Below are 6827 nucleotides of genomic sequence, written 5' to 3' on the forward strand. Positions count from 1 at the left end.
CAGAACCGGATCCAGCGCGGACAGAGGTGTCGATGACGCGAGTCGGGATTCTCACCAGCGGCGGCGACTGCCCGGGTCTGAACGCCGTCATACGCGGCGCGGTCCTCAAGGGCACCACCGTGCACGGCCAGGAGTTCGTCGGCTTCCGCGACGGCTGGCGCGGACTGGTCGAGGGCGACGTCATGGAACTGGACCGCCCCACCGTGCGGGGCCTGTCGCACCAGGGCGGAACGATCCTCGGGACCAGCCGGTTCGGGCCGTACCAGGGACCGAGCGGCGGCAGTGAGAACATCGCCCGGACCCTCGAGCGACTCGGCATCGACGCCGTGATCGCCATCGGCGGCGAGGGGACGGCGGCGGCCTCGCAGCGCCTCTACGACGAGGGGATCCGGATCGTCGGCGTGCCCAAGACGATCGACAACGACCTCGACCAGACCGACTACACCTTCGGTTTCGACACCGCCGTCGAAGTCGCGACCGAGGCGATCGACCGACTCCGCACCACCGGCAACTCACACAAACGCTGCATGGTGCTGGAGGTGATGGGCCGCGGTGCCGGCTGGATCGCGCTGCACTCGGGGACCGCGGGCGGAGCGCACGCGATCCTCATCCCGGAGTTCCCGGAGAGCATCGAACAGATCTGCGCCTGGGTGGCCAGCGTCCGCGAGCGTGGCCGCTCCCCGATGGTCGTCGTCGCCGAGGGATTCACCCTGCCCGACATGACGCACGCGCACTCGACGAAGGGCCTCGACGGATTCGACCGTCCCCGGCTCGGCGGCATCGGCGAGGTGCTGGCGCCGATCATCGAGGAGCGGACCGGCATCGAGACGCGCGCGACGGTCCTCGGTCACATCCAGCGCGGCGGCGTCCCCACTGCCTTCGACAGGGTCCTGGCAACGCGGCTCGGGATGGCCGTCACCGATCTCGTCGACCGGCAGGAGTGGGGGAACATGGTCGCGTTGCACGGCACGGACATCGTGTCCGTGCACTTCGACGAGGCGCTCGCCGACCACAAGACCGTTCCGGTGGAGCGGTACCAGGAGATGCGAGTCATCTTCGGCTGACCGCCACCGCGCCGTCTGCCCGGATGCGAGTCGTCCGTCACGAACGTGGGCGAATAAACTCGGGTCCATGACCGCCGCCATGTCAGATGACCTGCTCGCCTACGACGACGTGCTCGCGAAGTTCGAGCCCGTGATGGGCATGGAGGTGCACGTCGAGCTGCACACCGCGACCAAGATGTTCTGCGGCTGCCCGACGACGTTCGGCGCCGAGCCGAACACCCAGGTCTGCCCGGTGTGCCTGGGCCTGCCCGGCTCGATGCCGGTCGTCAACGCGGCTGCAGTGGAGTCGGCGATTCGTATCGGCCTGGCGCTGAACTGCTCGATCACCCCGTGGGGCCGGTTCGCGCGGAAGAACTACTTCTACCCGGACCAGCCGAAGAACTACCAGATCTCCCAGTACGACGAGCCGATCGCCACCGACGGTTACCTGGACGTGGTTCTCGACGACGGCACCACCTGGCGGGTCGAGATCGAGCGCGCCCACATGGAGGAGGACACCGGCAAGTCCCTGCACGTCGGCGGCGCGACCGGACGCATCCACGGAGCCAGCCACTCGCTTCTCGACTACAACCGCGCCGGAGTACCCCTCGTCGAGATCGTGACCAAGACGATCGAGGGCGCCGGTGAACGGGCCCCCGAGGTCGCGCGTGCATACGTCACCGCACTACGTGACCTGCTCAAGGCCCTCGACGTCTCCGACGTCCGCATGGACCAGGGTTCGATGCGCTGCGACGCGAACATCTCCCTGATGCCGATCGGCGCGAAGGAGTTCGGCACCCGCACCGAAACGAAGAACGTCAACTCGCTCAAGTCCGTCGAGGTGGCGGTCCGCTACGAGATGCGGCGCCAGGCGGCGGTCCTCGTCTCCGGCGGCGAGGTGATTCAGGAGACCCGGCACTTCCAGGAGGCCGACGGCACCACGTCCGCGGGCCGTCGCAAGGAGACCGCCGAGGACTACCGCTACTTCCCCGAACCGGATCTCGAGCCGGTCGCCCCGGACGCCGAGTGGGTCGAGCAGCTCCGCGGCACCCTGCCGGAGCTGCCGTGGCTGCGCCGCGCCCGCATCCAGGCGGAGTGGGGTGTGTCCGACGAGGTGATGCGCGATCTCGTCAATGCACGCGCGCTCGATCTCGTCATCGCGACCACGGAGGCGGGCGCACCCGCCGACGCGGCGCGGTCCTGGTGGGTGTCGTACCTCACGCAGCAGGCCAACACCCGCGGCGTCGAGCTCACCGAGCTCCCGATCACCCCGGCGCAGGTTGCGCAGGTGATCGCCCTGATCGACAGCGGCACGCTCAACAACAAGGTGGCCCGGCAGGTCGTCGACCACGTCCTCGCGGGCGAGGGCGACCCCGAGCAGGTCGTCGCTGCGCACCCCGAGCTCGTCGTCGTCCGCGACGACACCCTCATCAAGGCCGCCGTCGACGAGGCGCTCGCCGCCAATCCCGATGTGGCGGAGAAGATCCGCAGCGGCAAGGTGCAGGCCGCGGGCGCGATCGTCGGCGCGGTGATGAAGGCCACCAAGGGGCAGGCCGATCCGGCGCGCGTCAAGGAACTGGTCATCGAGGCCTGCGCGTGAGCGACCGGGCCCACCCGTGGGGGTGACGGGGACCGCACGCTCGGCCGGGCCATAATTCGGGAATGCCTTCGGTCGGTGCGTCGCTGTTCTGGATAGCCCTGTGCGCGGTGATCGCGCCGCTCGTCGCCGGGCTCGTGCCGCGCAGGCTCGTCCCCGAGGTGGTCCTGCTGCTGATTCTGGGCACGATCATCGGCCCGTACGCGCTCGACCTGGCGGTGACGGGATCGGAGATCGGACTGCTCCGCGAGCTCGGGCTCGGCATGCTGTTCCTGCTCGCCGGCTACGAAATCGACACCGACGAGCTGACCGGGCGTGGTGGTCGGCGTGCGCTCGTCACGTGGGTGATCTGTCTCGCGCTCGCGTTCACGGTGATCGGACTGCTCGGCGCGACCGGCGCGATCAACGCCGAGATCGCCGTCGCGATCGCACTGACCTCGACGGCACTCGGTACCCTGCTGCCCATCCTCAAGGACAGCGGGATGATCGCGACGAGGATCGGCCGAACAGTGTTGAACCACGGCGCAATCGGTGAGCTCGGTCCGGTCGTCGCGATGGCGGTACTGCTCGGTTCTCGCGGGACCGTCGGATCGCTGATAGTACTCGTGGGGTTCGGCGCCGCCGCGGTCGCCGTCGCGTTCATCCCGGCGCGACTGCGACAGAAGGGATCCCGGCTGCTCACCGTCGTCCGCCTCGGATCGGAGACGACGGCACAGACCACGGTCCGGCTGACCATCCTGTTGCTCGTCACCCTCGGCGCACTCGCCGCGATCTTCGAGGTCGACGGGATTCTCGCCGCCTTCGCGGCCGGTTTCATTCTGCGGCGGGCATTCCCGGGAGGCGACGAGCGCCTCGAGTCCAAACTCGACGGGCTCGCGTTCGGTCTGCTGATCCCGGTCTTCTTCGTCACGTCCGGGATGGCGATCGACGTCTCGGCCGTGATCGCCAGCCCCTGGGTGCTGGTCACCTTCGTCGTGCTGATCCTGCTGGTGCGCGGACTGCCGGTGTTCCTGGCCGAGTACTTCGACCGTGGGCCCGACGGCCTGGCACCGCCGCCGACGATCCGCGAACGGACACAGATCGCGCTCTACTCCGCGACAGCGCTTCCCCTGATCGTCGCGGTGACCGGCGTCGCGGTCGACGCCGGTCAGATGACCACGGAGAACGCGTCGATTCTCGTTGCGGCGGGAGCGATCACCGTCCTCGCGCTCCCGACGGCGGCGTCGCTGATCGGACCGCGGAAGTCGGTGCCGGCCCCGTGATCGGGTGAGCCTGCGCGTCCGTCCGCCGGGTCAGTCGAATCCTCCGCCGCCCTGCGGTGCCGGGATCCGTACGACACGGTCGTCGGTGGGGCCCGGCTGGTCGCCGGACTTGTTGACCGTCGACACCCAGACCAGGCCGTCGGACCCGAGGTCGGCGCCGCGGAGCATGCCGTAGGTGTCCTGCGCGACGAAGCCGGGGGCCGCCTGCGCGGCACCGGTGCGCGAATCGACGGGAAGGACGGCGAGCGCCCGCCCGCCGGTGAGCGACACCGCGACACCCCCGTCGATGGCGGTGCAGCCCGCGACGCCGGGACGGTCCGGCCAGGTCCACACGGGGGTGCCCGTCGCGCCGTCGGGCGCGACGCGCTGCAACCGGTCCTCGAGGACCGTGCGGTCGCTCACCCAGACCCCGCCTGCCGGATTGACGCAGACGTCGCCCGCGGTCCCGATCCCTGACAGCACGACCTGCGGTCGCGGCTGGACGGGTGCCGGAGCGAGCGCGGTGACCCGTAGGACCTTCCCGGCCAGGGAGCCCGGGTCGGTTGCCGTCGCGGGATTTCCCGTGTCGCTCGTGACGACGGTCAGCTCGCTCGGTCCGGTGAACGTCAATGCGCCCGCGTTGCCGGCCGTACCCCGCGGAATCCCGGTCAGGACGTCCTTGGGGCTGTCGCCGGGCGCGATCCGCACCACGCGGTTGTCGGTGGCGGTGGAGACGTACGCGTAGAGCAGGTTGTCCTCGGTGTAGGTGGGGGACAGCGCCACGTCGAGCAGGCCGCCGTCGCCGGAGCCGTCGACGTCGAGGCGGGCGATCTCCTGCGTCGGCATGCCGGGCGCGACCTGGAGGATCCGCCCGGTGCGGCGTTCGGTCACCAGCGCGGATTGTCCCCCGGGCAGGACGGTGAGCCCGCCGGTGACGTCGAGGCAGGTCGCGACCACCGCGGGATCGGGGTCGACGCAGGGCAGTTCGATGCTGGGGGAGCCGCTCGGTGTCGGGGTCGGCGTCGTGGGTGCGCCCGGCTCGCGGGGCTGGACCTCTCCTGCCGAGAAGGTGGGGACCGGGGTGAACGGGGTCGATGCGGTGTCGTCGAACCGGGCGCACCCTGTCAGGACGGTCAGGGCGAGTGTGGACAGCACCGCGGTGCGGTGTGCCGCACGATTGATCGCCATGTTCGAACCGTACGACAACGGACTCGCCGAGCGCCGCACCGGTGGTCCGTAGCCGATGCAACATACGCTGGGTCGCGTGACCGACAACCCGCGACAGAACCCGGAAGCCGAGGGCTTCGGCCGGTCGGTGCCCAGCCGTCACGACGCGCAGTCGGGGCGGATTCCCACCACCGACGACGAACTCGGCTTCATGCCGACCGAGCAGATTCCGACGTACGGCGGCGCCGACGCCTCGACGTCCGAACTGCACCCGACGGAGGAGTTGCGGACCGCGGACTCGTACGACCGGGACCTTGCGGCCGCGCTCGCCGCGTCCACCGCAGCGCCTGCGGCGGTCGAGCCCACCGCGCCACCCACGACGCCGCGCGGCACCCTCGATCTCGGTCTCCTCGTGCTGCGGGTGGCGGTCGGTGCGGTGGCGCTGGCCCACGGACTGCAGAAGCTGCTCGGAATCTGGGGCGGCCCGGGTCTCGACGGCTTCGAGTCCTTCCTCGTCGACGCCGGATTCGAGCAGGCCAGGATTCTGGCGCTCGCAGGCGCGATCGGCGAGGTCGTCGCCGGGGCCCTGCTGATCCTCGGACTGGCGACCCCGTTCGCCGCTGCGGGCCTCCTCGCGGTCCTGATCAACGCCTGGTGCGTGCGTCAGGCGGCCGATCCGGGACTGCAGTGGTTCGCTCCCGACGGGCCCGAACTCGAACTGCTGCTCGCAGCAGTGCTCGTGGCCGTCGCGCTGACCGGCCCGGGTCGGCTGTCCGTCGAGGGCAGGCGCCGGTGGGCGACGCGCCCGTACGTCGGGTCGTTCGTCGTGCTCCTGCTCGGTGTGGCCGGAGGCGTGTGCCTGTGGATCTTCCTCAACGGGGCGAACCCGTTCGCCTGACGCCGGTCCCGCGTTGACGTCGGTCCCGCGTTGACGCGGGGTCACAGCTGTCGACATAATGGCCGTACAAATCGGCGCGACGTGGAGGCGGGCGTGGGAGTTCCGGGGGAACCGGCATATCGACTGCTCGCGAACCGGCTCCGCGGTGAGCTCGCCGACGGTGTCTACAGCGGCGGCGTCCGACTGCCGACGGAGGCCGAACTCGCCGTCGAACACGGCGTCAGTCGTCAGACCGTGCGCCGCGCGTTCCACGACCTCGTCGCCGAGGGCATCGTCCACCGGGTTCCGGGCCGCGGCACCTTCGCCAGCGAGGCGACCGGGCGGTACCTGCGGCAGCTGGGCTCCATCGAGGACCTCATGAACCTGTCGGCCGACACGACGATGGAGATCGTCACGCCGCCGCGGCGGCAGGTCGACATCGAGGCGGCCAGCCGCCTCCGGCTCGACATCGACGTGCTCTACACGGTGTCGTTCCGGCGCCTGCACGACGCCGTGCCGTTCGTGTACACGACGGTCTACCTGCCGGAGACGATCGGAAAGGCCGTGGCCGACGCTCCCGAGCTGGCGGCGGGGGCGTCGAGCACACACACCATGATCGGGTTGATCGAGCCACACCTGGCGATGCCGATCGTCCAGGCCGACCAGTCGATCACGGTGGCACCGGCGCCGGAGGCGGCAGCATCCGCGGTCGGCTGCGAGCCCGGCCATCCCATGTTGAGGGTCGATCGGCTGTACTCGAACGAACTCGACGAGCCGACGGAACTCGCGATCAGCTACTTCCTGCCCGAGCACTACACCTATCGGGTCACCCTGCGTCGACGCTGATGCCGACGCGCTCGGCGTGGTGCACTCGCGGGCCAGGAGCTGTCCGCGAGTGCACC

The 6827-nt window shown here is 70.2% G+C and carries 6 protein-coding genes; 5 read left to right on the top strand and 1 reads right to left on the bottom strand.

Translation table 11 applies throughout. The features are described from left to right. Nucleotides 1–32: 32 nt before the first annotated feature. From ACFSJG_RS03475 to ACFSJG_RS03485, 3 genes are all read left to right on the top strand, one after another. Entirely contained in the window at nucleotides 33–1064 is a 1032-nt protein-coding gene (locus ACFSJG_RS03475) for a 6-phosphofructokinase (RefSeq protein ID WP_378483817.1), read from the top strand. A 67-nt stretch (nucleotides 1065–1131) separates the two neighbouring features. After that, nucleotides 1132–2643 (top strand): Asp-tRNA(Asn)/Glu-tRNA(Gln) amidotransferase subunit GatB, encoded by a 1512-nt coding sequence (gatB, locus tag ACFSJG_RS03480; protein WP_378483818.1) that lies wholly within the window; start codon nucleotides 1132–1134, stop codon nucleotides 2641–2643. Nucleotides 2644–2705: 62 nt separating this feature from the next. Next, nucleotides 2706–3902 carry a cation:proton antiporter gene (locus tag ACFSJG_RS03485; RefSeq protein WP_378483819.1) on the top strand — a complete coding sequence of 399 codons (1197 nt, stop codon included), beginning with the start codon at nucleotides 2706–2708 and terminating at the stop codon, nucleotides 3900–3902. 30 nt (nucleotides 3903–3932) lie between these two features. Here the strand turns inward: ACFSJG_RS03485 and ACFSJG_RS03490 are convergent, their stop codons facing one another. Beyond that, the gene (locus ACFSJG_RS03490) at nucleotides 3933–5069 is read right to left on the bottom strand and encodes a PQQ-dependent sugar dehydrogenase (RefSeq protein ID WP_378483820.1); all 1137 of its coding nucleotides are present in this window, start codon (nucleotides 5067–5069) and stop codon (nucleotides 3933–3935) included. Nucleotides 5070–5145: 76 nt separating this feature from the next. Between ACFSJG_RS03490 and ACFSJG_RS03495 the strand changes: the two genes are divergently transcribed. Both ACFSJG_RS03495 and ACFSJG_RS03500 read left to right on the top strand, forming a co-directional pair. Beyond that, nucleotides 5146–5946 (top strand): DoxX family protein, encoded by an 801-nt coding sequence (locus ACFSJG_RS03495; protein ID WP_378483821.1) that lies wholly within the window; start codon nucleotides 5146–5148, stop codon nucleotides 5944–5946. Nucleotides 5947–6039: 93 nt separating this feature from the next. Further along, nucleotides 6040–6771 (top strand): GntR family transcriptional regulator, encoded by a 732-nt coding sequence (locus tag ACFSJG_RS03500; protein WP_378483822.1) that lies wholly within the window; start codon nucleotides 6040–6042, stop codon nucleotides 6769–6771. Nucleotides 6772–6827: the final 56 nt, after the last annotated feature.

The sequence above is a fragment of the Rhodococcus gannanensis genome, assembly GCF_042681175.1.
GTDB lineage: Bacteria > Actinomycetota > Actinomycetes > Mycobacteriales > Mycobacteriaceae > Rhodococcus_G > Rhodococcus_G gannanensis.